At 67.0% G+C, this 22,846-nt stretch carries 23 protein-coding genes; 12 read left to right on the top strand and 11 right to left on the bottom strand.

The annotated features are described in order from the left end of the window. The first annotated feature begins 44 nt into the window (after positions 1 to 44). A complete protein-coding gene (locus RR42_RS18580) occupies positions 45 to 800 on the top strand; it encodes a FadR/GntR family transcriptional regulator (protein WP_043352363.1) in 756 nt (251 codons plus the stop codon). A 64-nt stretch (positions 801 to 864) separates the two neighbouring features. Beyond that, on the top strand, positions 865 to 2,532 hold the full coding sequence (gene ettA, locus RR42_RS18575) for an energy-dependent translational throttle protein EttA (RefSeq protein WP_043350072.1): 1,668 nt from the start codon (positions 865 to 867) through the stop codon (positions 2,530 to 2,532). A 624-nt stretch (positions 2,533 to 3,156) separates the two neighbouring features. Here the strand turns inward: ettA and RR42_RS18570 are convergent. After that, positions 3,157 to 4,329, bottom strand: a complete 1,173-nt coding sequence (locus tag RR42_RS18570; RefSeq protein WP_043343959.1) for an integrase core domain-containing protein — start codon at positions 4,327 to 4,329, stop codon at positions 3,157 to 3,159. A 261-nt stretch (positions 4,330 to 4,590) separates the two neighbouring features. Beyond that, a complete protein-coding gene (locus RR42_RS18565; protein ID WP_043350068.1) occupies positions 4,591 to 5,724 on the bottom strand; it encodes a metallophosphoesterase in 1,134 nt (377 codons plus the stop codon). 207 nt (positions 5,725 to 5,931) lie between these two features. Here RR42_RS18565 and RR42_RS38665 point away from each other — a divergent pair, with 207 nt between their 5' ends. Beyond that, positions 5,932 to 6,126, top strand: a complete 195-nt coding sequence (locus RR42_RS38665) for a hypothetical protein (RefSeq protein WP_082054935.1) — start codon at positions 5,932 to 5,934, stop codon at positions 6,124 to 6,126. Here the strand turns inward: RR42_RS38665 and RR42_RS18560 are convergent. From RR42_RS18560 to RR42_RS18550, 3 genes are all read right to left on the bottom strand, one after another. After that, positions 6,066 to 7,463: an MATE family efflux transporter gene (locus tag RR42_RS18560; protein ID WP_043350067.1), complete on the bottom strand. Its 1,398-nt coding sequence runs from the start codon at positions 7,461 to 7,463 to the stop codon at positions 6,066 to 6,068. The genes RR42_RS38665 and RR42_RS18560 overlap by 61 nt on opposite strands. Then, a complete protein-coding gene (locus RR42_RS18555) occupies positions 7,456 to 7,992 on the bottom strand; it encodes a winged helix-turn-helix transcriptional regulator (RefSeq protein ID WP_043350064.1) in 537 nt (178 codons plus the stop codon). The genes RR42_RS18560 and RR42_RS18555 overlap by 8 nt, the downstream gene beginning before the upstream one ends. A gap of 153 nt (positions 7,993 to 8,145) precedes the next feature. Beyond that, complete coding sequence (locus RR42_RS18550) at positions 8,146 to 9,078, bottom strand: LysR family transcriptional regulator (protein ID WP_043350061.1); 933 nt, start codon at positions 9,076 to 9,078, stop codon at positions 8,146 to 8,148. A 161-nt stretch (positions 9,079 to 9,239) separates the two neighbouring features. Here RR42_RS18550 and RR42_RS18545 point away from each other — a divergent pair, with 161 nt between their 5' ends. From RR42_RS18545 to RR42_RS18520, 6 genes are all read left to right on the top strand, one after another. After that, positions 9,240 to 10,172 (top strand): SDR family oxidoreductase, encoded by a 933-nt coding sequence (locus RR42_RS18545; RefSeq protein ID WP_043350059.1) that lies wholly within the window; start codon positions 9,240 to 9,242, stop codon positions 10,170 to 10,172. Further along, entirely contained in the window at positions 10,172 to 11,677 is a 1,506-nt protein-coding gene (locus tag RR42_RS18540) for an acyl-CoA synthetase (RefSeq protein WP_043350056.1), read from the top strand. The genes RR42_RS18545 and RR42_RS18540 overlap by 1 nt, the downstream gene beginning before the upstream one ends. 88 nt (positions 11,678 to 11,765) lie before the next feature. Continuing rightward, entirely contained in the window at positions 11,766 to 12,743 is a 978-nt protein-coding gene (locus RR42_RS18535; protein ID WP_043350052.1) for a Bug family tripartite tricarboxylate transporter substrate binding protein, read from the top strand. Between the two features lie 129 nt (positions 12,744 to 12,872). Beyond that, positions 12,873 to 14,345, top strand: a complete 1,473-nt coding sequence (locus RR42_RS18530; RefSeq protein ID WP_043352360.1) for a chloride channel protein — start codon at positions 12,873 to 12,875, stop codon at positions 14,343 to 14,345. Positions 14,346 to 14,474: 129 nt separating this feature from the next. Next, a complete protein-coding gene (locus RR42_RS18525) occupies positions 14,475 to 14,771 on the top strand; it encodes a hypothetical protein (protein ID WP_043350048.1) in 297 nt (98 codons plus the stop codon). A gap of 96 nt (positions 14,772 to 14,867) precedes the next feature. Further along, entirely contained in the window at positions 14,868 to 15,536 is a 669-nt protein-coding gene (locus RR42_RS18520; protein WP_043350046.1) for a hypothetical protein, read from the top strand. 50 nt (positions 15,537 to 15,586) lie between these two features. Here the strand turns inward: RR42_RS18520 and dapB are convergent, their stop codons facing one another. Next, a complete protein-coding gene (gene dapB, locus RR42_RS18515) occupies positions 15,587 to 16,396 on the bottom strand; it encodes a 4-hydroxy-tetrahydrodipicolinate reductase (protein ID WP_043350043.1) in 810 nt (269 codons plus the stop codon). A 102-nt stretch (positions 16,397 to 16,498) separates the two neighbouring features. Continuing rightward, the gene (locus tag RR42_RS18510; protein WP_043350040.1) at positions 16,499 to 16,948 is read right to left on the bottom strand and encodes an Lrp/AsnC family transcriptional regulator; all 450 of its coding nucleotides are present in this window, start codon (positions 16,946 to 16,948) and stop codon (positions 16,499 to 16,501) included. Between the two features lie 260 nt (positions 16,949 to 17,208). Between RR42_RS18510 and RR42_RS18505 the strand changes: the two genes are divergently transcribed. The 3 genes from RR42_RS18505 (at position 17,209) to RR42_RS18495 (ending at position 20,229) form a co-directional block, all read left to right on the top strand. Next, positions 17,209 to 18,333, top strand: coding sequence for a saccharopine dehydrogenase family protein (locus RR42_RS18505; RefSeq protein ID WP_052494695.1), 1,125 nt, complete (start codon positions 17,209 to 17,211; stop codon positions 18,331 to 18,333). Then, complete coding sequence (locus RR42_RS18500) at positions 18,330 to 19,850, top strand: aldehyde dehydrogenase family protein (RefSeq protein WP_082054934.1); 1,521 nt, start codon at positions 18,330 to 18,332, stop codon at positions 19,848 to 19,850. The genes RR42_RS18505 and RR42_RS18500 overlap by 4 nt, the downstream gene beginning before the upstream one ends. Before the next feature lie 151 nt (positions 19,851 to 20,001). Next, positions 20,002 to 20,229, top strand: a complete 228-nt coding sequence (locus RR42_RS18495) for a hypothetical protein (RefSeq protein WP_043350035.1) — start codon at positions 20,002 to 20,004, stop codon at positions 20,227 to 20,229. 54 nt (positions 20,230 to 20,283) lie between these two features. Here the strand turns inward: RR42_RS18495 and RR42_RS18490 are convergent, their stop codons facing one another. The 4 genes from RR42_RS18490 to RR42_RS18475 form a co-directional block, all read right to left on the bottom strand. Next, positions 20,284 to 20,892 (bottom strand): UbiX family flavin prenyltransferase, encoded by a 609-nt coding sequence (locus RR42_RS18490; protein ID WP_043350031.1) that lies wholly within the window; start codon positions 20,890 to 20,892, stop codon positions 20,284 to 20,286. 7 nt (positions 20,893 to 20,899) lie between these two features. Further along, a complete protein-coding gene (grxD, locus tag RR42_RS18485) occupies positions 20,900 to 21,211 on the bottom strand; it encodes a Grx4 family monothiol glutaredoxin (protein WP_043350028.1) in 312 nt (103 codons plus the stop codon). Positions 21,212 to 21,341: 130 nt separating this feature from the next. Continuing rightward, a complete protein-coding gene (gene prmC / locus RR42_RS18480) occupies positions 21,342 to 22,247 on the bottom strand; it encodes a peptide chain release factor N(5)-glutamine methyltransferase (protein WP_144409851.1) in 906 nt (301 codons plus the stop codon). A 138-nt stretch (positions 22,248 to 22,385) separates the two neighbouring features. Further along, the gene (locus RR42_RS18475; protein WP_043352355.1) at positions 22,386 to 22,712 is read right to left on the bottom strand and encodes a hypothetical protein; all 327 of its coding nucleotides are present in this window, start codon (positions 22,710 to 22,712) and stop codon (positions 22,386 to 22,388) included. Positions 22,713 to 22,846 lie beyond the last annotated feature (134 nt).

Raw genomic sequence — 22,846 nt, 5'->3', positions numbered from 1 at the left:
TGGACAAATGGTCAAACCAATTCCGCCAGACGCTCGGGCTGCACATGCCTATCCATTCGATCGAACCGCAACGCCTATACCGCCAGATCAGCGCCCAGTTGCGCACGCTGATCCAGGCCGGCGAATTTCCGGTGGGCTCGCGCCTGCCGGCGGAGCGGGATTTGTCGGTGCAGCTCGGCGTGAGCCGCCCATCGCTGCGCGAGGCGTTGATCGCGCTCGAGGTCGAGGGCTATATCGAAGTGCGGATGGGCTCCGGCATCTATGTGTGCGAGCCGCCGTCATCCGCCGACGCGGGCTTCGACCTGTCCGGCGAGGAAGGGCCGCTCGAACTGATTCGCGCGCGTGCGCTGGTGGAGGGTGAGGTCGCTGCGCTGGCCGCCAGGAGCGGGCGCAAGGCCCAGTTCGATGCCATCGAGCAAGCCATCGCGCAGATGGCCGCCGAAGCCGCCGCCGGCATCAAGCCGATCGATGCGGATCGCTTGTTCCATGTGCGGGTGGCGCAAGCCACCGGCAACAGCGTGCTGGTGGGCGTGGTGCGCCGGCTCTTCGACTTGCGCCTCGGGCCGCTGTTCGATCAGTTGAACAGCCACTTCGAGACGCCCGAGGTCTGGGCCCAGGCCATCGCCGAGCATCGCGAAGTCCTGGCGGCGCTGCGCGGCAAGGATCCGGAGCGCGCGCGCGCGGTCATGCAGCGGCATATGGATATTGCTTACCGCCGCCTGACATCCAGCCTGACCCGTGCGCGCAAGCGTACTGCCGGCACGCCGGGCGCCAGGAAGGCGTCCTCAGGGGCGTCCTGACGGGCCTTGTGCGGACCGGCTTTGCTACACTTGGCCGATTCCCCCCAATTTCACCCGGATCCGCATGGCACAGTACGTTTTCACCATGAACCGCGTGGGCAAGATCGTCCCGCCCAAGCGTCACATTCTCAAGGACATTTCCCTGTCCTTCTTCCCGGGCGCCAAGATCGGCGTGCTGGGCCTGAACGGCTCGGGCAAGTCGACCGTCCTGAAGATCATGGCTGGCCTCGACAAGGAAATCGAGGGCGAAGCCACGCCCATGCCCAACCTGAACATTGGCTACCTGCCGCAGGAGCCGCAGCTCGATCCCGAGCAAACCGTGCGCGAGTCGGTGGAAGCCGCGCTGGGCGGCGTGTTCGAAGCCCGCAAGAAGCTCGACGAGATCTATGCGGCCTATGCCGAGCCGGACGCGGATTTCGACGCGCTGGCAGCGGACCAGGCCAAATACGAAGCCATCCTGGCGGCCAGCGACGGCAACAACGCCGAGCTGCAGCTGGAGATCGCGGCTGATGCGCTGCGCCTGCCGGCCTGGGATGCCAAGGTGGGGAACCTGTCCGGTGGCGAGAAGCGCCGCGTGGCGCTATGCCGCCTGCTGCTGTCGCGCCCCGATATGCTGCTGCTCGACGAACCCACCAACCACCTGGATGCGGAATCGGTGGAATGGCTGGAGCAATTCCTCACGCGCTTCCCCGGCACCGTGGTGGCGGTGACCCACGATCGCTACTTCCTCGACAACGCCGCGGAATGGATACTGGAACTGGACCGTGGCCACGGCATTCCCTGGAAGGGCAACTACAGCTCGTGGCTGGATCAGAAGGAAGCTCGCCTGAAGCAGGAAGAGTCGACCGAGTCGGCGCGCCAGAAAGCGCTGAACAAGGAGCTGGAATGGGTGCGGCAGAACCCCAAGGGGCGCCAGGCCAAGTCCAAGGCACGTCTCGCGCGCTTTGACGAACTGAACAGCCAGGAATACCAGAAGCGCAACGAAACCCAGGAAATCTTCATCCCCGCGGGTGAGCGCCTGGGCAACGAGGTGATCGAGTTCAACGGCGTGAGCAAGGCCTACGGCGACCGCCTGCTGATCGACGACCTCAGCTTCAAGGTGCCGCCTGGCGCCATCGTTGGCATCATCGGCCCCAATGGCGCGGGCAAGTCGACCTTCTTCCGCATGCTCACCGGCAAGGAACAGCCGGACAGCGGCGAAATCAAGGTCGGCCCGACCGTGAAGATGGCCTACGTGGACCAGAGCCGCGATGCACTCGACGGCAGCAAGACCGTGTTCGAAGAGATCTCCGGCGGCGCCGACGTGCTGACGGTCGGCCGCTATGAGACGCCGTCGCGTGCTTACATCGGGCGCTTCAACTTCAAGGGCTCGGACCAGCAAAAGCACGTGGGCACGCTCTCGGGCGGCGAGCGCGGGCGCCTGCACCTGGCCAAGACGCTGATCTCCGGCGGCAATGTGCTGCTGCTCGACGAACCGTCGAACGACCTCGACGTGGAAACGCTGCGCGCGCTGGAAGACGCGCTGCTGGAGTTCGCCGGGTGCGTGATGGTGATCTCCCACGATCGCTGGTTCCTGGACCGGATCGCCACCCACATTCTTGCCTTCGAAGGCGAGTCGCATGTGGAGTTCTTCCCTGGCAACTATCAGGAGTATGAGGCGGATAAGAAGCGACGTCTGGGTGAGGAGGGGGCTAAGCCTAAGCGGATTCGGTATAAGCCTATTGTTCGGTAAGGGGAGAGAGGGGGGGATGTTGTGGTCTTTGGACTGCAACTGCCACTGCTTAACAGCAAAGTCAAAGGCAGTTTCACCTCCCCTGCGGGGAGGCGACCTACTTTCTTGTCTCGCCAAGAAAGTAGGCAAAGAAGCGACCCGGATGGGGCGAAAGCCTCCTCGTCGCCGGACGAAAAGAGCGGCCGGAGGCCAAACTCGCATCGCCTTAAGGCGATACTCAAACATGGCCTCCTCGTTTCCGCTCTTTTCGCCCGGCGACGAGGCGCCCCATAACGGGAGATGAAAACCCAGACGGCTCGCTGCGCATCGCGGGCGGGTGATTGCCGCCTGGGGGCGGAAATCACGGCTACGCCGAATGGTGATTTGATCCCACTGGGTCGGCCGTGTTTCCCGCCTGGAGGCGGGAAACACCCATGCGCGATGCGCAGCGAGCCGTGAAGGTTCACCCAGGCCGTATGGGGCGCCTCGGGATTTCACGAAAAGAGCGGAAAAGAGGGACCCATGTCTGAGTATCGCCTTAAGGCGATGCGAGTTTGGGTCCCGGCCGCTCTTTTGGTGAAATCCCGAGGGGGTGTCGCCCCATCCGGTGTACGAATCAACCACATGGGTAACAAACGAGTTCACTCACATAGGTAACACTTTGATTGTCAGGTAGTGCTGCTTCGCCTGGCGTTCATCAATCAATCCTATGGCAATGGGGCCGAAGTGCACACGCCATATCCCATCGGCAACTGCCTCCAATCCGACCACCTCGCCCTGCAAGAGATGACCGACATAGATGATCTTGCCCGCCTGGTAGATCAGCCCCGCTTTCGTCACTCGGTGCGGCAGGATGTAGCTCGCGTAGCTCATCTCCTCAAGACGACTCGGATAGGCCCGCATCGACTTTGTGTAGCAACTCTGCGGCGTGCATTGCTCCAACGCCTCGTGCGGCCTTTCCCGATTGTAGTAGCGCCGGAATTCATCCATGCGACGCTGCTGGCTGCTCAACGTGGCCGCTGGCGGCTGCGCCGTCGCTCGCTTGAGCGTGCGGTGCATGCGCTCGTGCCGACCGTTCTGCTCCGGATGCCCTCGCTCGATCCGCTCCGGCACGATCCCCAGCTTCAGCCACCAGATCGACAACTGCGACAACCCTGCGCTACCCGTACTCGCGAACGGAACGCCGTTGTCCGTGCGCAGCCGGTCCGGCAAGCCGTAGCGCCGGAACAGTTGCTCGAAGACCGCACGCGTAGGTACCAACTGGGGCCCGTTCAAGCCCTTGCAACCCAGCAGATACCGGCTCGCATGGTCCATTACCGTCAACGGGTAACACCACCGGTGGTCCCCCGTCAGAAACTGCCCCTTGTAGTCCGCACTCCACAAGCCGTTCGGCTCCTGGGTCGAGCGCAATACGCCTTCGTGCGGCATCACACGACGTCGCAAGCGCCGTGGGAGGATCCGTCCTGCTTGCTTAAGTACGTTGTAGATCGTCGTGCGCGAGGGCACCAGCTCTGCCCCGTACCGGGCCTCCAGCAGCTTCTGGATCTTCTTCGGCCCTTGCTCCATCCCGCCCTGCGTTCGCAGCGCCAGAATCGCCTGGCGGATCGCGTAGGGCACGCGATCCTGCTCACGCCGACGCCGGCTGCGTTCGGCCAGTCCATCCAGCCCCTCTGCTTCGTACCGCTCAAGCCACTTGTAACCTGTCTTCCGGCTGACGCCATATCGCGCGCACAGCGCGCTCATGCTCTCAACACCCTTGACGTGATCGACCACAAACAAAATTCGTTGGTCCATGGGTTTCAGCTCGCTCCAGGGCATGGGCATCTCCTTTCAGGGTCGCCCATGCAGGGTAGAAAACTGTTACCTATGTGCTTGAACTCAAGTGTTACCTATGTGAGTGAGTCGTACCCCGGCGCGCCTTTTTTGCCTACTTTTTTGGCAAGACAAAAAAGTAGGTCGCCGCGCCGCAGGCGTGGTGAAACTGCAGTTGAAGTTGAAGTTGAAGTTGAAGTTGACGTTGCAGTTGCCCTTGACGTTAAGCCATTGCAACAGCAGTTGCAGCCACCCCTCCCAAAAAACTCACTTCCTCACCAACCTCAACTTAGTAATCTCCGACGGCGCCCCAAACCGCTTGGGCGGCCCCCAATACCCGGTCCCCCTGCTCACATACACCCACATCGCCTCATGCCGGTTCAACCCGGCGGTATAAGGCTGCTGCATCGGCACGAACAGGTTCCAGGGCCAGAACTGGCCGCCATGCGTATGTCCGGAGAGTTGCAGGTCGAAGCCCGCGGTGGATGCAGCCGGCGCCGTGCGCGGCTGGTGCGCCAGCAGCACGCGCGCGGCTACTACCGCCGGGGCGCCGTGCAGCGCGCGCGCCGGGTCGCTGCGATGGCTCTCGTCGAAACGGTGGGCGGAAAAATCGGTCACGCCTGCCAGTACCAGCGCTTCCTCCTCCTCCCCGATCACCACATGCTCGTTCATCAGCACGCGCAGGCCTAGTCCGCGCAGCTCCGTGATCCACGGCTCGGCGCCAACGTAATACTCATGGTTGCCGGTGACAAAGTAGGTGCCATGGCGGGCCTTCAGGTTGCCTAGCGGGGCCGTGTGCCGGGACAGCTCGCGCACGGTGCCGTCGACCAGGTCGCCGGTGATGGCGATGGCGTCGGGGGCCAGCCCGTTGACGCGGGCGACGATGCGCTCCAGGTAGGCGCGCTTGATGGTGGGGCCAACGTGGATGTCGCTGATCTGCACGATGGTGAAGTCGTGCAGCGAGTCAGGCAGGCCGGCGATGGGGACTTCCACCTCGACCACCTGCGCCAGCCGCCGCGCATTGAAGAGTCCCACCAGTGTGACCAGCAGCGCCAGCACCGGCACTGCGGCAGCGGTGCCGGGCAGCAGCCATGCCGGGTGCCAGCCGGCCATCGCGCTCACCAGCAGCACGACCTCGCGCGCCAGCGTCAGTATCAGCAAGGAGGAGAAAAAACCCATGGCCAGCATGCCCACCCAGGTCAGCGCATCGGACCAGGGCTGGTCCAGGCGCCGCGCCAGCAGGCCTGCGGGGATCAGCGGCCACGATAGCGCCAGCCACGCTACAGCCAGCGCCTTGATGGCGAAGGATACCGGCATGTCGGGTAACAGGCGCAGCCCGATATAGCCGTGCAGCAGGCCAACCACGAGGGCGGCGACGAAAACCGTGGTGCGAGGGGGCATGCCACCTCCAGGGTGTGGGAGTCGATGCCGTACGTGAGGTCCCCGGCCGCCGGATTCAAGGGGCGCAAGCTGTGCCCGAAAGCACTTAAATCGCTTGCAAGAAAGATTGAATTGTTCGCATCACCTCTTCTGGGTTTTATTTGCGTGACCCGTTGCGCATGCTTGCGGCAGCCGCCGCGGGTGCAGATGACTGCGGGAGGGCGGCAAATGAATCAGCAGGGTCAGCTTGCTGGCCACGGTGTCCACGCTCACGCCGGCGCGCGCTACGAGGGCGGCTACGCCAGCTACCTCGAAGTCACCACCGCGCAGGAAATGCTGTTCGATGCGCAGCTCGCTGCCATTCAGGCTCCGCGCGCTGACCAGTTAGCGCCGCGCACGCCAAACGCCGTCACCACGCCGTAAGCGGTGATGCCCAGCGCCACGCCCAGGAAGTGCCCGTCCAGGCCCATGCCCGCGACGTTCGCCAGCAGCCAGCCGCCGCCGGCGGCCAGCGCGATGCGCGAGATGCCGGCCGCGATCGGCCAGCCCATGCGGCCCGCGCCCATCGACGCGAAATACAGCGCCATGCCCAGCCCGAAGCCGCCGAAGGCCGGCGCGACCCAGGACAGCGCGCGCGCTGCGATGCTCGCCACTTCGGCATCCTTGGTGAAGAACCCGGCAAAGGCATCCGGCGCCAGTCCCACCACCGCACCCACCGCGCCGGCCACCGCCAGCGCCATCAGCGCGCCAGCCCAAGCCGTACGGCGTGCGGTGGCCCAGTCGCCGGCGCCGACTGCTCGCCCCACCAGCGCGGTTAGCGCGGAGCCCACGCCGAACGCCAGCGGGATCATCAGGAACTCCAGGCGCGCGGAGATGCCGTACGCCGCCACCGCGGCGGTGCCATAGTGGCGCAGCTCGGTGGTCACCAGGATCGTGGACAGGTTGGCCACCGAGGCCAGCGCGCAGGCCACCAGCCCCACCGACAGGATGCGCTTGAACAGCGCGCGTGATGGACGGATGCGCAGCATCGGCACGAATCCCGCGCCGCCCCGCAGCACCACCCAGGCCATGGCCAGCGCCGCCGCCCACGATACCGCCGCCAGTGACGCGCCGATGCCGGCCAGGCCCATGCCTGCCGGCTCGGCCAGCGTCCAGGCCAGCACCGGGAAGACGATCCACATCAGCGAGAGCACCCGCGCCGCCAGCGCATGGCGGCCACCGCCGCGCAGCACCGATGCCAGCGTGTTGGCCAGCCAGGCCGGCACCGCGCCGCCGCCGAACAGCCAGATCGCATACGTGGCGGCCGCGTCTGCCGCGGTCTGCCCTGCCACCGCGCCCAGGACGGCGCGCGGGAAGCCGGCCATCGCCACGGCAAATGCCAGCCCCGCCGTGAGCGCGATGATGAGCGCATGCAGCACCAGCGATGAGGCCTCCTCGCGCTTGTTCGCGCCCAGCGCGCGGGCGATGGCCGCCACCACGCCACCGCCCATGGCGCCGGTGGACATCTGCTGCAGCAGCAAGGCAAACGGCAGCACTACCGCCCAGCCCGCCAGCGCCGCCGTGCCCTGGCGCGCCGCCAGCCAGGTCTCGATCAGTTGCGCGCCCGCCTGCAGGAAGGCGATCAGGCTGGTGGGCGCGGCCAGTTGCAGGATGCGGCGCATCAGTTCGCGCATCAGCGGGTGCGTGGGAGTGGCAATGGGTGCGGCCGTGGCTGGCGCTATCGCGGCTGCGGCCATGGGATTGGCTTGCGGCTCATTCATGGCTGGATTCCGTTTCGTCTGCCGGTTGCTCGTGCGCGGCTTGCAGGGCGGCAGCGGCGCCAAAGCGCCGCCGCAAATAGCTGCCAGCGCCGGGGCCTGGCGCCACGCGCAGGTCGTCCAGCGTCAGCGGACTGCCGTCCGGGCGGGCCAGCGCCGGCGCGGCGATTTCCGCGCCGGTGTGCTTGTCCTGCAGCAAGGTGAGCGGGCCGCGCTCGTCGGTCATCCAACGGTCGGCCCAGGCCTTCAGCGCTACGAAGGCGGGGAAGAAATCGCGGCCTTTTTCTGTGAGGTGGTAGGCATGCCGCGCACTGTCAGGCGCCGGCACGCGCTCCAGCATGCCGTGTTCCACCAGCGTCTTCAGGCGCGCGCTGAGGATGTTGGGCGCGATGCCCAGGTGGCGCTGGAATTCATCAAAGCGGGTGCTGCCGTAGAACGCCTCGCGCAGCAAAAGAATGGCCCAGCGCTCGCCCAGCACCGCCATCGAGCGGGCAATCGGGCAGGGCATGCTGGCAAAGTCGGTATGTCCCATGGTCTCCTCTCGCGCGGCTTGCAGGGTTGGCTCGGGTTTTTACTATCGTTTTGCAAGCCAAAGGGTTCGGCGCATCTTAACTTGCAATTTGAAAGTTTGCTGGCGAGCCGCACGCAGTGTGCGCGGTACGCGCGGGACCCGCGCCTAGGCAGATTACGGCGTGCACAAAGCGGTACCGCCCGGGGCGCTGAAGACATCCAGCGCCGGAATCCGCTCGCGCAGGAAGTCGATCAAGGTGCGCGTGGCCATCGACGGATGCAGGTTGGGCGTGGTGATGATGTAGAGCCGGCTGCCCAATCCTTCCGGTTTCCAGTCGGTCAGCACCGGCACCAGGCGGCCTTCGCGCACATCGTCCCAGCCGGCGTAGACGGGCAGCAGGCCCACGCCGTGGCCGTCGCGTACCGCGCGCATCAGGAAGGGGAAATGCTCGGACTGCAGGTGCGGGCTCAGTTCCACCTCTTCGCGCTGCTCGCCGCGGTTGAGCGTGAGCATGAAGCGCCGGGCGGGATAGGGCGGGCACAGGAACGGGCAGCGCGCCAGGTCGGCCGGGGTTTGCAGCGGGCCGTGGCGCGCCAGGTAGCCGGGCGAGGCGCAGAGCTGCCAGTCGATAGCGCAGATGTCTCGCGCTACGTGGTCCAGCGGCGGCTGCGAAGTCACCTTGAGCGCCACGTCGATCTCCGCGGCGATCAGGTCCACCACGCGGTTGGCAAAGAACACGCGCAGCGAGATGCCGGGATGCTGCCCGGTGAATTCCAGCAGCAGCGGGGCGAGGAAGGTGTCGCCCAGCCCGGTCGGCACGCTCACGCGCACGTGGCCGCGCAGGGTGGTGCCCAGGCTGTCGATCTCCGCCTGGGCGGACGCCACCTCCTGCAGGATGCGCAGCCCGTGCTGGTAAAGCGCGCGGCCCGCCTCGGTCAGCTCCAGCCGGCGCGTGGTACGGCGCAGCAACTGCGCGCCAGCCTGGTGCTCCAGTTCGCGCAGCTGGCGGCTGACCTGCGAGCGCGTGACGCCGCGCCGCCGCCCCGCCTCGGACAAATTGCCGGCTTCGACGATATCGACGAAGGCCTGGATCAGGTTGAGGTCCATCCGGGATTCCATGGAGAATTGTCGCGTATGGCGCAACATTGTGAGTCGCTGCGAGGGAATTGTCGATGCGGGGAGCCGAGGCTACAGTGACCATGCCCTGCTGGATCGCCAAGGCGGGGCCAGGCGGGCGAGACGCCGCCCTGAAACAAGCAGGAGACACCATGTTCAAGAACGATCTTTTCGCCGGTCAGCGCGTGCTGATCACCGGTGGCGGCACCGGGCTGGGCCTGATCATGGCCGAGCGCCTGGCGGGGCTGGGGGCGGAGCTGCACCTGTGCGGGCGCCGGCTGGCGGTGCTGGACGAGGCCGCCGAGATGCTGCGCCACCAGCATGGCGCCAAGGTCGTGACGCACGCGGTGGACATCCGCGACGCGGGTGCCGTCGACGCCATGATCGAGACCATCTGGACCCGGCACGGCCCGCTCGATTGCCTGGTCAACAACGCCGCAGGCAACTTCATCAGCCGCACCGAGGATCTGTCGCCCAACGGCTTTCACGCCATCTCCGACATCGTCTTCCGCGGTACCTTCTACACCACGCAGGCCGTGGGCAAGCGCTGGATCCGCGACGGCCACCCCGGCTCGGTCCTGTCCATCGTCGTGACCTGGGTCTGGACCGGTTCGCCTTTCGTGGTGCCGTCCGCCATGTCCAAGGCGGGCGTGGATGCCATGACCAAGTCGCTGGCCGTGGAGTGGGGCCGCCACGGCATCCGCTGCAACGCCATCGCGCCGGGGGTGATCCCCACCGAAGGCGCGGGCTCGCGCCTGCGTCCGCAGGATGCGCAGCAAGACGCGATGAGCGGCCAGAACCCCACGGGCCGCATCGGCCAGCCGCAGGATATCGGCAACCTGGCCGCCTTCCTGCTGGCCCGCGACAACGCGTGGATCAACGGACAGACCATTGCGCTGGATGGCGGCGATTACCTTGCCAACGGCGCTTATTTCAAGCAGTACCTGGATTGGGGCGATGCCGAATGGCAAGCCGCGCGCGAACGCATCGCGGCCACGAACGCCGCCGATCGTGCGGGGCGCACCGTCAACGCACCGACCCCGACCCGCTCTACCACCAAGCCTAGCCAGGCTGGAGACAACTGATGGCCGCTGACCTACTGTTTGAAGACATCCACCGTACCGGCGCCGAACTGATCGAGCGCGGCGCGCGCCTGGCCGGCGGGCTGCGCGCGCTCGGCCTGGGCGAAGGCGACGTGGTCGCGGTGCTGCTGCGCAATGACCCGGTCTTTGCCGATATCGTGCATGCCTGCCGCACGGCCGGTACTTACTACTGCCCGATCAACTGGCACTTCACCGCGGAAGAAATCCGCTTCCTGCTGACCGATAGCGGTGCCCGGGCCTTGATCGTCAGCGCCGACCTGCTGGACAGCGTGCGCGCCGTGGTGCCCGAAGGTGTACAGGTGCTGGCGGTGGCGGCGCCCGGCAAGGACAGCCCCGCTGGTGCGACCGGCTACGAAAGCTGGCTCGCCGTGCAGCGGCCCTACGACGGCCCGCGGGTCGCGCCGCGCGGCCACATGGCCTACACCTCCGGCACCACCGGCCGCCCCAAGGGCGTGCTGCGCGCCGCGCCGCCGCTGGCCATGCTGGACGAGCAGCTCGCGCGCATGCGCTCGGTGGTGGCGCAGACCATGGGCATCGTGCAGGGCACGCGCGCGTTGATGGCCGCGCCGCTGTACCACAGCGCGCCGGGCGTGTTCATCCAGAATGCGCTGCAGCTTGGGGAGCGCCTGGTGCTGTGCGCGCGCTTCGATCCGGAGCAGGTGCTGGCGCTGGTAGAGAAGCACCGCATCGACGTGCTCTACCTGGTGCCGATCATGTATGTGCGCATGCTCAAGGTGCCGCCCGAAGTGCGCGCCCGTTATGACTTGTCCTCGCTGCGCTTTGTCGCCTCGACCGGAGCGCCGTGCGCGCCCGAGGTCAAGCGCGCCATGCTGGACTGGTTCGGCCCGGTGATCCACGAAACCTATGCTTCAAGCGAGGCCGGCATGATTACCGTGGCCACGCCGGCCGACGCCGTGGCCAAGCCCGGCACGGCGGGGCGCCCGGTTGACCAGGGCGAGGTGCGCATCCTGGATGAGCAGGGCGTTGCGTGCGCCCCCGGGGAGATTGGCCTGGTCTATGTGCGCCAGCCTGCCTACCCGGACTTCACTTATCGCAACAACGAGGCAGCCCGCCGCGCCATCGACCGCGACGGCCTGGTCAGCCTGGGCGACATGGGCTACCTGGACGCCGACGGCTACCTCTTCATCTGCGACCGCGCCTCCGACATGGTGATCTCCGGCGGCGTGAACATCTACCCGGCCGAGATCGAGCACGAACTGGTGCGCTATCCCGGCGTGGCCGACTGCGTGGTGTTCGGCGTACCCGACGACGAATACGGCGAGCGGCTGCTGGCCATGGTGCAACCGGTGGCGGACGCCACGCTGGAAGAGGGTGCCATCATCGAATGGCTGCGCCAGCGCCTGTCCGGCTTCAAGGTGCCGCGCACCATCGTGGTGGAGGCGCTGCTGCCGCGCGACGATACCGGCAAGCTGGCCAAGCGCCGTCTGCGCGACAAGTACTGGGAAGGGCGCACGCGGCGCGTTTGAGCCGCACCGGGCACCGAATGCCGGATGCCGAGTACCGAGTACCGAGTACCGAACACCAGACGTCAAAAAACGCCAAGGAGACTACGCAATGCATAGCTGGAAAACCGGATGGCGCGCCTGGGCCGGCGCCGCCGTCTTCGCCTGTTCGCAACTGGCCGCTGCCGCCTATCCCGATCGCCCCATCAAGCTGGTGGTGCCCTATACGCCGGGCGGCTCCACCGACCAGTTCGGGCGCGGGCTGGCCGATGGCATGAGCCGCGTGCTCAAGCAGACGGTGGTGGTGGAGAACCGCCCTGGCGCCGCCACCATGATCGGCACGCAAAGCGTGGCGCGCGCACCCGCCGATGGCTACACCATGGTGCTGGCCACCAACGGCAGCATGGTGCTCAACCCGATGCTCTACAAGAAGATCGCCTACGATCCGCCGCGCGATTTCCGGATCTTCACCGTTGGTGCGGAGGCGCCGCTGGTGGTGGTGACCAACAGCCAGGTGCCGGCGACCAATATCCGCGAGTTCGCTGCCTATGCCAAGGCCAGCGGCGGCAAGCTCAACTACGCCTCGGTCGGCCTGGGCAACGCGCTGCAGCTCGCTACCGAAATGCTCAAGACCGAACTCGGGATCTCGGTCACCCATGTGCCGTACAACGGCAGCGCGCCGGCACTATCGGCGCTGCTCGCCAACGATGTGCAACTGATGGTGGATGTGGTCAGCACCTCGCTGCCCCACATCAAGGGCGGCAAGCTTCGCGCGCTGGCGGTGACCGGCCGTACCCGGCTGGACGTGCTGCCCAACGTGCCGACCGTGGCCGAAAGCGGCTATCCCAACTTCCAGGCGGCAACCTGGTTCGGGCTCGCCGTGCCGGCGCAGACACCGCCGGACGTGGTGGAAAAGCTGCAGGCCGCGGCCGCGCAGGTCCTCAAGGATCCGCATTTCCGGGCGACCTTCAGCGCACTGGGACTGGTGATCCAGCCGCCGCGCACCCAGGCCGAGATCGACCGCTACGTGGAGGCGGATCGCGAGCATTGGGGCAAGGTCATCCGCGCCAACAACATCAGCCTGGACTGAGCCAGGGGCTCCTGGCGCGCACTTTGTGCGCGGCATGCCCGGCGGCGATCGGCGTATAGTTCCATCACGCCGTGATGAATCCGGCCCTCGGGCTTGTCGCGGCGTTTCTTCGCCCACGCCTGCCGCTCCATGAACGACGTTACGCCAAATCGCAGCCAAGCTCCCGAGCCGTCCGATCCTGACGACGTTTCCGGGCTGGCCTCCGAGCACAACCGGCTGCGCGCGCTGCGCCGCCGCGCTCGCATGGCCGCGGGCCGCAAGTCGCGCCAGATGTGGCGTATCTCCCGCACCACGCTACGCTACGCTGTCTTCATGTGCGGCGCCGGCTGCGTGGCGCTGTTCTCCCTGATCTTCGCCTGGATTGCCGAGGTGGCCCTGCGCTGGAACGCGCACCTGACAGCAGCCACGCCCTGGCTGGCCTTTGTGCTGCTGCCGTTCGGGCTGGCCGCGCTGCGCTGGCTCACCATCCGCCTGGCGCCGCAGGCGCGCGGCAGCGGCATCCCGCAGGTGATCGCCGCATTCGGCCTGCCCCCGGCCGGGCCGGCGCAGACCCTGCTGGTGTCGTTCCGCCAGTCAATGTGGAAAGTGCTGCTGACCACTGGCGGGCTGCTGGCGGGCGCCTCCATCGGCCGCGAAGGGCCATCGGTGCAGGTTGGCGCCGCGGCCATGCTCGCCTGGGGACGCTGGTGCCACGAGAAGCTGCGCTTTCGCATCGGCTTTCATCCCAACGCGCTGATCGCCGCTGGCGCTGCCGGGGGCCTGGCCGCCGCCTTCAATACGCCGCTGGCGGGCGTGGTGTTCGCCATCGAGGAACTCGGCCGCGGCACCGCCGTGCGCTGGGACCGGCTGGTGCTGTCAGGCGTGCTGACAGCAGGCTTTCTCTCGCTGGCGATGCTTGGCAACAATCCCTATTTCAGCGTCAAGACGCCGATCCTCGCGCTGCACGATGCCTGGGGGCCGGTACTGCTGTGCGCCCTGGTCAACGGCGTGCTGGGCGGCCTGTTTGCCAAGCTGCTCAGCGGCGGCGTGCCCGCGCTGATGCCGGCACGGCTGCGCGCCTGGCCATCGCAGCATCCCGTACAGGTGGCGTTCGTGTGCGGCCTGGTGGCCGCGGCGATCGGCTGGTCCACCGGGGGCGCCACCTTCGGCACCGGCTACGAGCAGGCCGCCGGCCTGATCAATGGCGAGCCGCACGCCACGCTGTGGTTCGGCCTGGCCAAGCTGGCGGCGACCGTGGTGTCGTATTTCGCCGGCATTCCCGGCGGCATCTTTACGCCATCGCTGGCCATCGGCGCCGGCATCGGCGCCAATGTGGCGGATTGGGTCGGCCACCTCTTCGGCGCCATGGCCGAGCCACGCGTGCTGGCGCTGGTGTCGATGGCCGCCTTCCTGGCCGCCGCCACCCAGGCGCCCATCACCGCCAGCGTGATCGTGATGGAGATGACGCGCTCGCAGGACCTCACCTTGTTCCTGCTGGCTTCGTCGCTGCTGGCCTCGTTCCTGGCACGCCAGTTCTGCCCGCACCCGTTCTATCACCACGTGGGCCACGCTTTCCGGCGCGAGGCGCTTGCAGCTACGCGGAAAGTGGCCCCCACCACATAAGCAGAGGCTGTGGCCATGGTGCCCGGTGCCGCTTTGTCTTACCATGGGCGGCGCCCGGGCCATGCACCCGGCGCTGTGTACCGGCGGCACATGAGGATCCGCGCCGGCACGACGAACCGGGGAGCACAGATGGCCACAAAACGACCGCCGGGCAGTGACGGCGCACCGCGCCCGCAGCCGCAGTCGCAGAGCCCGCGCAAGCCGCAGGGCAAGGAAAGCACTACGTTGCGCGACCTCGGGCCAGACACCGTCTGGCACGCGCGTGGCCTGCATGGCCATGCCCGCCAGCGCGCGCCGCTGCCGTCGTCGGCGCGCTCGCCGCGGCGGCAGTTACCGCCCAGCCGGGTGCCGCGCCTGCTGCTGTGGGGCTTGCTGCTGATGGTATTGGCGGTGCTGGCCAGCGCGGTGATGAATATGATGCATTAACCCCCCGGCAGTGTGCCTGCATGCCATCTTGTGGCGGGTGGCAGGAACCACGCGTGCAGGGGGCGCTCCAACCCGGAGCTTATCTCAGGAGTCTGGATGAAATACCCCCTCGCCGGGCTGGCCGTTGCCAGCCTGCTGCTGGTTTCACCTTGGGCCGGCGCCGCTCCCAAGGATGGCGTCGCCGACAAACTGGCGCCGATGCTGGGTAGCCTGGAGATCGGCAGCCCGCTGCCCACGCTGCCCGATTGCGCCGACAAGCGCACCCCAGACGGACGCGACGTGACCGCCCTGTGCGTCGAAGTGCGTGGCGATGGCGTGATGCGCCAGGTTGGCGTGCCGCGCGACAAGCGGCCCGCCTTCATGGACGGACCCCACGTGGTGGCCTTTGTCGACGGTAATGCGCTGGTTGGCGTGATCGTGCCGACCGATGGCGTGCGCTCCGAGAAAGACGCGGTGGACAGCCTTACCGCGCGCTACGGCAAGCCCTTTCGTTCCGAGCAGGTGAAGATGAAGGACAAGGCCGGCCAGCCCGTCACCAGTGCGCACGCCGGCTGGATGAAAAAGCCGCTGACCGTGGAGCTCTACGCCATTCCGGAGGATCCCAATACCGGCACCATCGAACTGCTGCTGCCCCAGGCCCGCGTGCTGATGGCCAACCAGGACAACGCGATGGCGCAACAGCTCAACCCCAAGGCGGCGTCCGCCCCGCAAGCTGCCCCCGGCGGCAAGGCCGCGGAGAAGAAGGGCAAGGAAGGCAGCTGGTAGTGCTTGTGGCTATGCGGCGCTGCGCGCGCCGCAAAGCCCCTCAAAGCCCCTCAAAGCCCTTCCATCACCTTGTCCAGCCCGCGTACCAGCCCGGTCAAGGCATGCACCTTGCGGATTGCCAGCAGGGCGCCCGAGACATAGGGCTTGGAGCCGTCGCCGGACTCATGCTTCAGATGCAGGCGCTGCCCGTCGGCGCCGAAGATCACCTCCACGCCCAACTGATAGCCCGGCAGGCGCACGGCGTGCACCTGGCTGCCGGACATCGTTGCGCCACGTGTCTCCTTCGGGCCCTTGACCTGGTCGATGGGCACCGCCTGCCTGGCCTCGCGGACCTGTCCCAGCCGATACGCCAGCTCGCGCACGGTGCCGGATGGCACGTCGATCTTGCCGGCCTTGGCGTAGTCGATGATTTCCCAGTGCTCCAGGTGGCGCGCGGCCATCTCGGCGAACTTCTGCAGCAGCACCACGGTGATGGCAAAGTTGCCGCAGGCCAGCACGCCGCGCCGGGCCTGGCGCGCGGCGGCATCGATCTCGGCATAGTCCTCGTCGGATAGCCCGGAGGTGCCCACCACCACGTGCGCGCCCTTGGCCAGCGCTTGCAGGATGTTGCGCTTGGCAATGTCCGGCTTGGTGTATTCCACATAGACGTCGAACGCGCCCTGCGCCAGCTCGTCGATGCTGGCCACCGCCACGCCCGGCGTGCCCTTGTGCGCGGTCAGTGCCGCCAGGGCCTGGCCGGCCGCGCCGCGCGACAGCCCGGCCACCAGCGTCATGTCGTCCGCGTGCGCCACGCCGCGCGCCAGTTCGCCGCCGGCCCAGCCGGTCACGCCGCCCACGGCGACTCGAATGCGATTGCTCATCGTCTTGCTCTCCTGATCGGGATGGTCTTCGGGGTGCCCAACTAACTACGCCGGGCTGGCTGCCAGCTTGTGCAGCATAAGCCTTTTGCGCGCGCCGCTGGCTCAGCCCGCGGCGCGGCGCCGGTCGATCTTGCGCGCCAGCACGATCGAGGTGGTGGTGTGGTTGACGCCATCCAGCGCGCCGATTTCGTCCAGCAGCTTGTCCAGCCGGGCATGGGTGTCGCAGCGGATCACCGCCATGTAGTCCACCGGGCCGCTGACCGAGTTCAGCTCCTCGATCTCGGGAAAGCGCTGCAGCGCCCGCACTACCGCGGGCGCGCACTTTGGCATCACCGACATGCCGCAGAACGCCAGGATGGCGTTGTCTTCCATTTCCTTGCCCAACCGCACGCCGTAGCCGGCGATCACGCCATCGCGCTCCAGCCGCGCAATGCGCGCCACCACGGTGGTGCGGGCAATGCCGAGCTTGCGCGCGAGATTGGCGGCATTCTCGCGTGCGTTGGCCTGCAGCAGGGCGAGCAGGTGGCGGTCGGTCTGGTCGAGTTCGGTCATGGGCGGGCTAGGGCTGCGGGCGGGTCAAATGCCGGTGTTTCGTCGACTCGATCGTTGGTCTCGTCTAATCGTTCGATTGTGAGGCCTTTTCGTCAATCTTGTTCCTTCATTCTGCCTGTGCCCGCAACCATACTTCAGCTATGGGCTCGCTCCGCTGAATCACTTCCATGAGGGACATCATGACCTGCATGACGCCAACCGGCCATCTGGACCAAACTGGACAGCGCACTGGACAGAACACCCAAGCCAGGCAGACGCCGATGCGCGTGGTCGTGCTGGGTGCGGGCAAGATCGGCCGCACCATCGCCGTCATGCTGCATGACAGCGGCGACTACCGCGTGACCCTGGTGGACCGCGAGCCCACCCACCTCGAGGGCGTGCCGCAGGGCATCGCCGTGCGCGTCGGCGACCCGGGCCAGACCGAGGATTGCGCCCGGCTGCTCGGCGGCGCGCAGGCCGTGCTCAACGCACTGCCATTCCATGCCGCGGTCGGCGTGGCCACGGTGGCGGCCAGCCTTGGCGTGCATTACTTCGACCTGACCGAAGACGTTGCCGCCACCCACGCCATTCGCCGCCTGGCCGAGGGCGCGCGCTGCGTGCTGATGCCGCAATGCGGGCTGGCGCCCGGCTTTATCGGTGTGGTCGGCAATGACCTTGCCCAGCGCTTCCTGCGCGGCGGTGGCGAACTGCTCGACTTGAAGATGCGCGTTGGCGCGCTGCCACGCTACCCGAGCAATGCGCTCAAGTACAACCTGACCTGGAGCACCGAAGGCCTGATCAACGAATACTGCAACCCGTGCGAGGCCATCGTCGATGGCCGCCGCGTGGAAGTGCCGGCGCTGGAAGGGCTGGAGAGCTTTGCGCTGGACGGCATCGAGTACGAAGCCTTTAATACTTCAGGAGGGCTTGGCACCTTGCCCGAGACGCTGGCGGGCCGGGCGCGCGGCGTGGACTACAAGTCGATCCGCTATCCGGGCCACTGCGCGGTGATGAAGCTGCTGCTCAACGACCTGCGCCTGCGCGAGCGCCGCGACTGGATGCGCGAGATCTTCGAGAGCGCGATCCCCGCCACGCAGCAGGATGTGGTGATCGTGTTCGCCAGTGCCACTGGTTATGCCGCCAGCGGTGGCAAAGGCGGGCGCGGGCCGCTGACACAGGCGTCGTTCTCGGCGCGCATCGGTGGCGCGGATACGGTTGCGGGGCACGTCAATGCGATCCAGCTCACCACGGCGGCCGGCATCTGCACCGCGCTGGATCTGGTCGCCAACGGCGAATTGCCACAGGCCGGCTTCGTTGCGCAAGAGGCGATGCCGCTGGACGTTTTCCTGGCCAACCGTTTCGGCCGGCACTACACCCGTCATCCGCTTCAAGAGGCAACGGTATGAAAGCAAAGGAATTCGCGGCCTGCTGGCAGGCCATCGGGCTGACGCCGCCGTGGCGCGACGGCGAAGGCCCCACCGGCGCCTTGCCGGTGCGCTCGCCGATCGATGGCGAGGCATTCGGGCACTTGCCCGCCTGCAGCCTAGCCGAGGCCGATGCACGTATCGAACGCGCCCGCGTGATGCAAGCCAGCTGGGCGCTGGTGCCTGCGCCAGTGCGCGGCGAGGTGGTGCGGCGCTTTGGCGAAGTGCTGCGCGAACACAAGAAGCATCTCGGCGAACTGGTCTCGCTGGAGGCCGGCAAGATCCTGCAGGAAGGGCTAGGCGAGGTGCAGGAGATGATCGACATCTGCGACTTCGCCGTCGGTCTGTCGCGCCAGTTGCATGGCCTTACCATTGCCTCGGAGCGGCCCCAGCATGCGATGCGCGAGACCTGGCATCCCTATGGCCTATGCGGCGTGATCTCGGCCTTCAATTTCCCGGTGGCGGTCTGGGCCTGGAATGCGGCGCTGGCGCTGGTGTGCGGCAATGGCGTGATCTGGAAACCGTCGGAGAAAACGCCTCTCACCGCGCTGGCCATGCAGAGCCTGCTTGACGGCGTGCTGGAGATTGCCGCGCCACAGCACGTTGGCATCGCCACCGTGCTCTCGGGCGGCCCGGCGCTGGGCCAGCATCTGGTGGAACACGCCGCCGTGCGGCTGGTGAGCGCCACCGGCTCCACCCGCATGGGCCGCGCCGTGGGCATCGCTTGCGCCGAGCGGTTCAAGCGCGCCATCCTGGAGCTCGGCGGCAACAATGCCGCGATCATCGCGCCCTCGGCCGATCTCGAACTCGCCGTGCGCGCCATGACCTTCTCGGCGGCGGGCACGGCCGGGCAGCGCTGCACGTCGCTGCGCCGCGCCTTCGTGCATGTCGACGTGCTGGAGGCCGTTACCACGCGCCTGATCCAGGTGTTCGGCCGCCTGCCGGTGGGCGACCCGCTGGCCGAGACAACGCTGGTCGGTCCGCTGATCGATGGCGCCGCGGGCGCCGCCATGGCCGCCGCGCTGCTGCGCTGCCGCGAGCATGGCAACACCGTGCACGGCGGCGAACGCGTGCTGGCCGAAAAGTACCCCAATGCCGAGTACGTGCGGCCCGCGCTGGTGCTGACCGATCGCCAGCACGAGACGATGCTGAGCGAAACCTTCGCGCCGATTCTCTACGTGATGCCGTACACCACGCTGGACGAAGCCATCGCGCTGAACAATGCGTCGGAGCATGGCTTGTCGTCCTGCATCTTCACCGAGTCGCTGCGCGAGGCGGAACGCTTCATGTCGGCAAGCGGCAGCGATTGCGGCATTGCCAATGTGAACATCGGCACCAGCGGGGCGGAGATTGGCGGTGCGTTCGGTGGTGAGAAGGCGACTGGCGGCGGGCGCGAATCCGGCTCGGACGCCTGGAAGGGGTATATGCGGCGCGCTACCAATACCGTGAACTATGGGGATGCGCTGCCGCTGGCGCAGGGGGTGCGGTTTGAGGTCTGAGGTTTGATGTTCGAGACCTGTGGCCTTTACGTTCATCCAAACGTTGCGATTCGTAACAAGGGTTACAGCAGGTTGACCCTGTATTACCAAACCGCCCCGTATAACGTTCTTATGGCTAAACCAAGGCTAAACAAGGCACAAGGACGATGAGATGAGAACGTTGATGATGGGACTCGCGATGGTTGGCGCCGCCATGCTTGGCGGTTGTGCGGTCTACCCGGCTTATCCCGGCTATGGCTATGGGGGCGGTGAGGTCGCAGTGGCGCCGGCGCCGGTCTACGCTGCGCCGCCGGTGGTGGTGGCCCCCGGGTTTTATGGTGGCTACTATGGCTATCGCGGCGGCTACTACGGCGGCCGCCGCTATCGCTACTGGCATTGAAGCGATAGCGGCAGTGCGGGATAGCACGGGCTAGGACGACGTAAAACGCGCGTGTCAGGCCTGGCCGTTGAGCCCGGCCCAGCTCGGCGCCAGCGTTTGCGGCACGTCGATCAGGTCCAGCACGCGGCCAACCGTATGGTCGACCAGTTCCGCCACGCTCTGCGGCTTCTGGTAGAAGCCGGGTACCGGGGGAAAGATAATGCCGCCCATCTCGGTGACGGCGGTCATGTTGCGCAGGTGCGCGAGGTTCAACGGCGTTTCGCGCACCATCAGCACCAGCTTGCGGCGCTCCTTGAGCGTGACATCCGCGGCGCGGGTGATGAGATTGTCGGACAGGCCATGCGCCACGGCCGCGAGCGTGCGCATGGAGCAGGGCGCCACCACCATCGCATGGGCGGCAAACGAGCCGCTGGCAATGGTGGCGCCGATATCGCGCACGTTGTGGACCACCTGGGCAAAGGCTTCCACCTCGGCCTTGCTGATGTCGAGTTCGTGCTGCAGGTTCATCACGCCCGCCGCCGAGATCAGCAGATGGGCCTCCACGCCGGGCGCGGCGCCCAGTATCTGCACCAGGCGGACCCCATAGACCGCGCCGGTGGCGCCGGTGATCGCGACGACGATGCGCCGCGGCTTGCCTTCACCCGCTGCGCCCGCTGCGGTCATGTCGCGCTCAGGGCTTGAGCAGCGATTGCAGTTCGCCGTTCTGGTACATCTCCATCATGATGTCCGAGCCGCCGACGAACTCGCCGTTCACGTAGAGCTGCGGAATGGTCGGCCAGTTGGCGTAGGTCTTGATGCCTTGGCGGATGCCGTCGTCTTCCAGCACATTGACCGTGGTCGGTGCGTCGACGCCGCAGGCCTTCAGGATCTGGATGGCACGGCCGGAGAAGCCGCACATCGGGAATTGGGCGGTGCCCTTCATGAACAGGACCACCGGGCTGCCCTTGACGATCTGGTCGATCTTTTGCTGCACGTCACTCATGATGTCTCTTTTCAGTTGCTCGCGGTGCAGGCACTGGCCAGCGCCGCTGTCGGGAAATCGGAAAGGCGCGCGTGATGCGCGCGCCTTGATGCAATCAAGTATTTGATTTTACCGGAATCGGCTGCCGGCTTCAGGCGGCCGTCCCGGCCTGCGCTGGCAGGCGAGCCGCGCTGCAGCGTTCATGGCCGGCCAGGTCGCGCGCGGTAAAGATCTCGGCCATGCCGGCGGCGGCCAGCAGGTCGCGGGCAGCCTGGCCCTGGTCGTAGCCGTGTTCCATCAGCAGCCAGCCGCCCGCATGCAGGCGCGCGGCGGCCCCGGCCACGATTGCCCCCAGGTCCGACAAGCCATCGCCATGATCGGTCAGCGCATCGATCGGCTCGAAGCGCAGGTCGCCCTGGCCCAGGTGCGGGTCCGCGGCGGCGATATAGGGCGGATTGCTCACGATCAGGTCGAAGCGCAGGCCAGCGGGCAGCGCGGCGTACCAGTCGGAGGCCAGAAAGCGCACATTGCCGGCGCCCAGGGCGCGCGCGTTGTCTTGCGCCACCTGCAGCGCGCCGGGCGAGATATCGGTCGCCCAGACCTCGGCGTCGGGCCGTTCGCAGGCCAGCGTGACGGCCAGTGCGCCGGAGCCGGTGCCCATGTCGAGCACCCGGGGGACAGCTAGCGGCGCCAGCAGCTTCAGGGCCGCTTCCACGGCGATTTCGGTGTCCGGGCGCGGAATCAGCACATCCGGGGTCACGCGGAAGGCGCGCCCGAAGAATTCCCGCTCCCCCAGCAAGTAGGCCACCGGTTCGCCGCCCAGGCGGCGCCCGAGCAAGGCGGCCACGCTCTCGCGCTGGGCCGGGGCAAGCGTTTCGCCGTCGCGCGTGATCAGCTGGGTGCGGGTGAGCCCGGTGACATGGCTGATCAACAGGCGCGCCTCCAGCGCTGGCAAGCCGGCCGCCGCAGCCACGGCCAGGGCGTCGCGTACCGTGGCCGTCTCAGGCAGTGAGACCGGCGTGGCGGCATTGGGGCTGGGGGACGTGGCGGTGGACATGATGCTGGGCATGGAGAGGGCAAAAAAACAAAACCCCGTCGGGAGGTGCCCTGACGGGGTTTGCAGTGTAACGCGCTTGCCTGGGCGGCGGTGCCTGGGCGCGCGATGCGCCAGTGTCTTGCCGCCGTGGCGTGCGGATTACTTGTTGACGGCGTCCTTGGCCTTGTCCGCGCCGGCGTTGACAGCATCCTTGGCGGCGTCCTTAGCCTTTTCCATGGCATTGCCGGCGTCGACCTTGGCCTTTTCGGCGGCAGCGGAAACATCGGAAGCCGCGCTGCTGGCAGCGGCCTTGGCAGCATCGGCGGCATTGCTGGCGGCGGATGCGGCGTCGCTGGCGGCGGCCTTGGCGGAGTCAGCGGCGCTTTGCATGGCGCTGTCGGCGCTCGGCGTGGCGGGGGCTTCTTCCTTCTTGCTGCAGGCAGCCATGGCGGCGGTGATCATCAACAGCGCGAGCAATTTCTTCATGATTTCGTCCTTTTGTCCGTTTTCGAGTGGCGACACGCCGACCTCTGTATGGCGGCTTGGTCGGATCGATTATAGGCAGCGAAGAATGGCGCGCCAGTGCTGTTGCAAGCATTTACAACAGATACAAAGGTTTT

It is taken from the genome of Cupriavidus basilensis (assembly GCF_000832305.1).
Lineage (GTDB): Bacteria > Pseudomonadota > Gammaproteobacteria > Burkholderiales > Burkholderiaceae > Cupriavidus > Cupriavidus basilensis_F.
The sequence above is the reverse complement of the archived record's forward strand: the minus strand, read 5'-3'. Positions and strand labels throughout refer to the sequence as shown.

Coding starts and splice junctions, on each gene's coding strand:
- RR42_RS18580 (WP_043352363.1), top strand. CDS start 45: ATGCCTATCCATTCGATCGAACCGCAACGCCTATACCGCCAGATCAGC.
- ettA (WP_043350072.1), top strand. CDS start 865: ATGGCACAGTACGTTTTCACCATGAACCGCGTGGGCAAGATCGTCCCG.
- RR42_RS18570 (WP_043343959.1), bottom strand. CDS start 4,329: ATGCCCTGGAGCGAGCTGAAACCCATGGACCAACGAATTTTGTTTGTG.
- RR42_RS18565 (WP_043350068.1), bottom strand. CDS start 5,724: ATGCCCCCTCGCACCACGGTTTTCGTCGCCGCCCTCGTGGTTGGCCTG.
- RR42_RS38665 (WP_082054935.1), top strand. CDS start 5,932: ATGAATCAGCAGGGTCAGCTTGCTGGCCACGGTGTCCACGCTCACGCC.
- RR42_RS18560 (WP_043350067.1), bottom strand. CDS start 7,463: ATGAATGAGCCGCAAGCCAATCCCATGGCCGCAGCCGCGATAGCGCCA.
- RR42_RS18555 (WP_043350064.1), bottom strand. CDS start 7,992: ATGGGACATACCGACTTTGCCAGCATGCCCTGCCCGATTGCCCGCTCG.
- RR42_RS18550 (WP_043350061.1), bottom strand. CDS start 9,078: ATGGACCTCAACCTGATCCAGGCCTTCGTCGATATCGTCGAAGCCGGC.
- RR42_RS18545 (WP_043350059.1), top strand. CDS start 9,240: ATGTTCAAGAACGATCTTTTCGCCGGTCAGCGCGTGCTGATCACCGGT.
- RR42_RS18540 (WP_043350056.1), top strand. CDS start 10,172: ATGGCCGCTGACCTACTGTTTGAAGACATCCACCGTACCGGCGCCGAA.
- RR42_RS18535 (WP_043350052.1), top strand. CDS start 11,766: ATGCATAGCTGGAAAACCGGATGGCGCGCCTGGGCCGGCGCCGCCGTC.
- RR42_RS18530 (WP_043352360.1), top strand. CDS start 12,873: ATGAACGACGTTACGCCAAATCGCAGCCAAGCTCCCGAGCCGTCCGAT.
- RR42_RS18525 (WP_043350048.1), top strand. CDS start 14,475: ATGGCCACAAAACGACCGCCGGGCAGTGACGGCGCACCGCGCCCGCAG.
- RR42_RS18520 (WP_043350046.1), top strand. CDS start 14,868: ATGAAATACCCCCTCGCCGGGCTGGCCGTTGCCAGCCTGCTGCTGGTT.
- dapB (WP_043350043.1), bottom strand. CDS start 16,396: ATGAGCAATCGCATTCGAGTCGCCGTGGGCGGCGTGACCGGCTGGGCC.
- RR42_RS18510 (WP_043350040.1), bottom strand. CDS start 16,948: ATGACCGAACTCGACCAGACCGACCGCCACCTGCTCGCCCTGCTGCAG.
- RR42_RS18505 (WP_052494695.1), top strand. CDS start 17,209: ATGCGCGTGGTCGTGCTGGGTGCGGGCAAGATCGGCCGCACCATCGCC.
- RR42_RS18500 (WP_082054934.1), top strand. CDS start 18,330: ATGAAAGCAAAGGAATTCGCGGCCTGCTGGCAGGCCATCGGGCTGACG.
- RR42_RS18495 (WP_043350035.1), top strand. CDS start 20,002: ATGAGAACGTTGATGATGGGACTCGCGATGGTTGGCGCCGCCATGCTT.
- RR42_RS18490 (WP_043350031.1), bottom strand. CDS start 20,892: ATGACCGCAGCGGGCGCAGCGGGTGAAGGCAAGCCGCGGCGCATCGTC.
- grxD (WP_043350028.1), bottom strand. CDS start 21,211: ATGAGTGACGTGCAGCAAAAGATCGACCAGATCGTCAAGGGCAGCCCG.
- prmC (WP_144409851.1), bottom strand. CDS start 22,247: ATGTCCACCGCCACGTCCCCCAGCCCCAATGCCGCCACGCCGGTCTCA.
- RR42_RS18475 (WP_043352355.1), bottom strand. CDS start 22,712: ATGAAGAAATTGCTCGCGCTGTTGATGATCACCGCCGCCATGGCTGCC.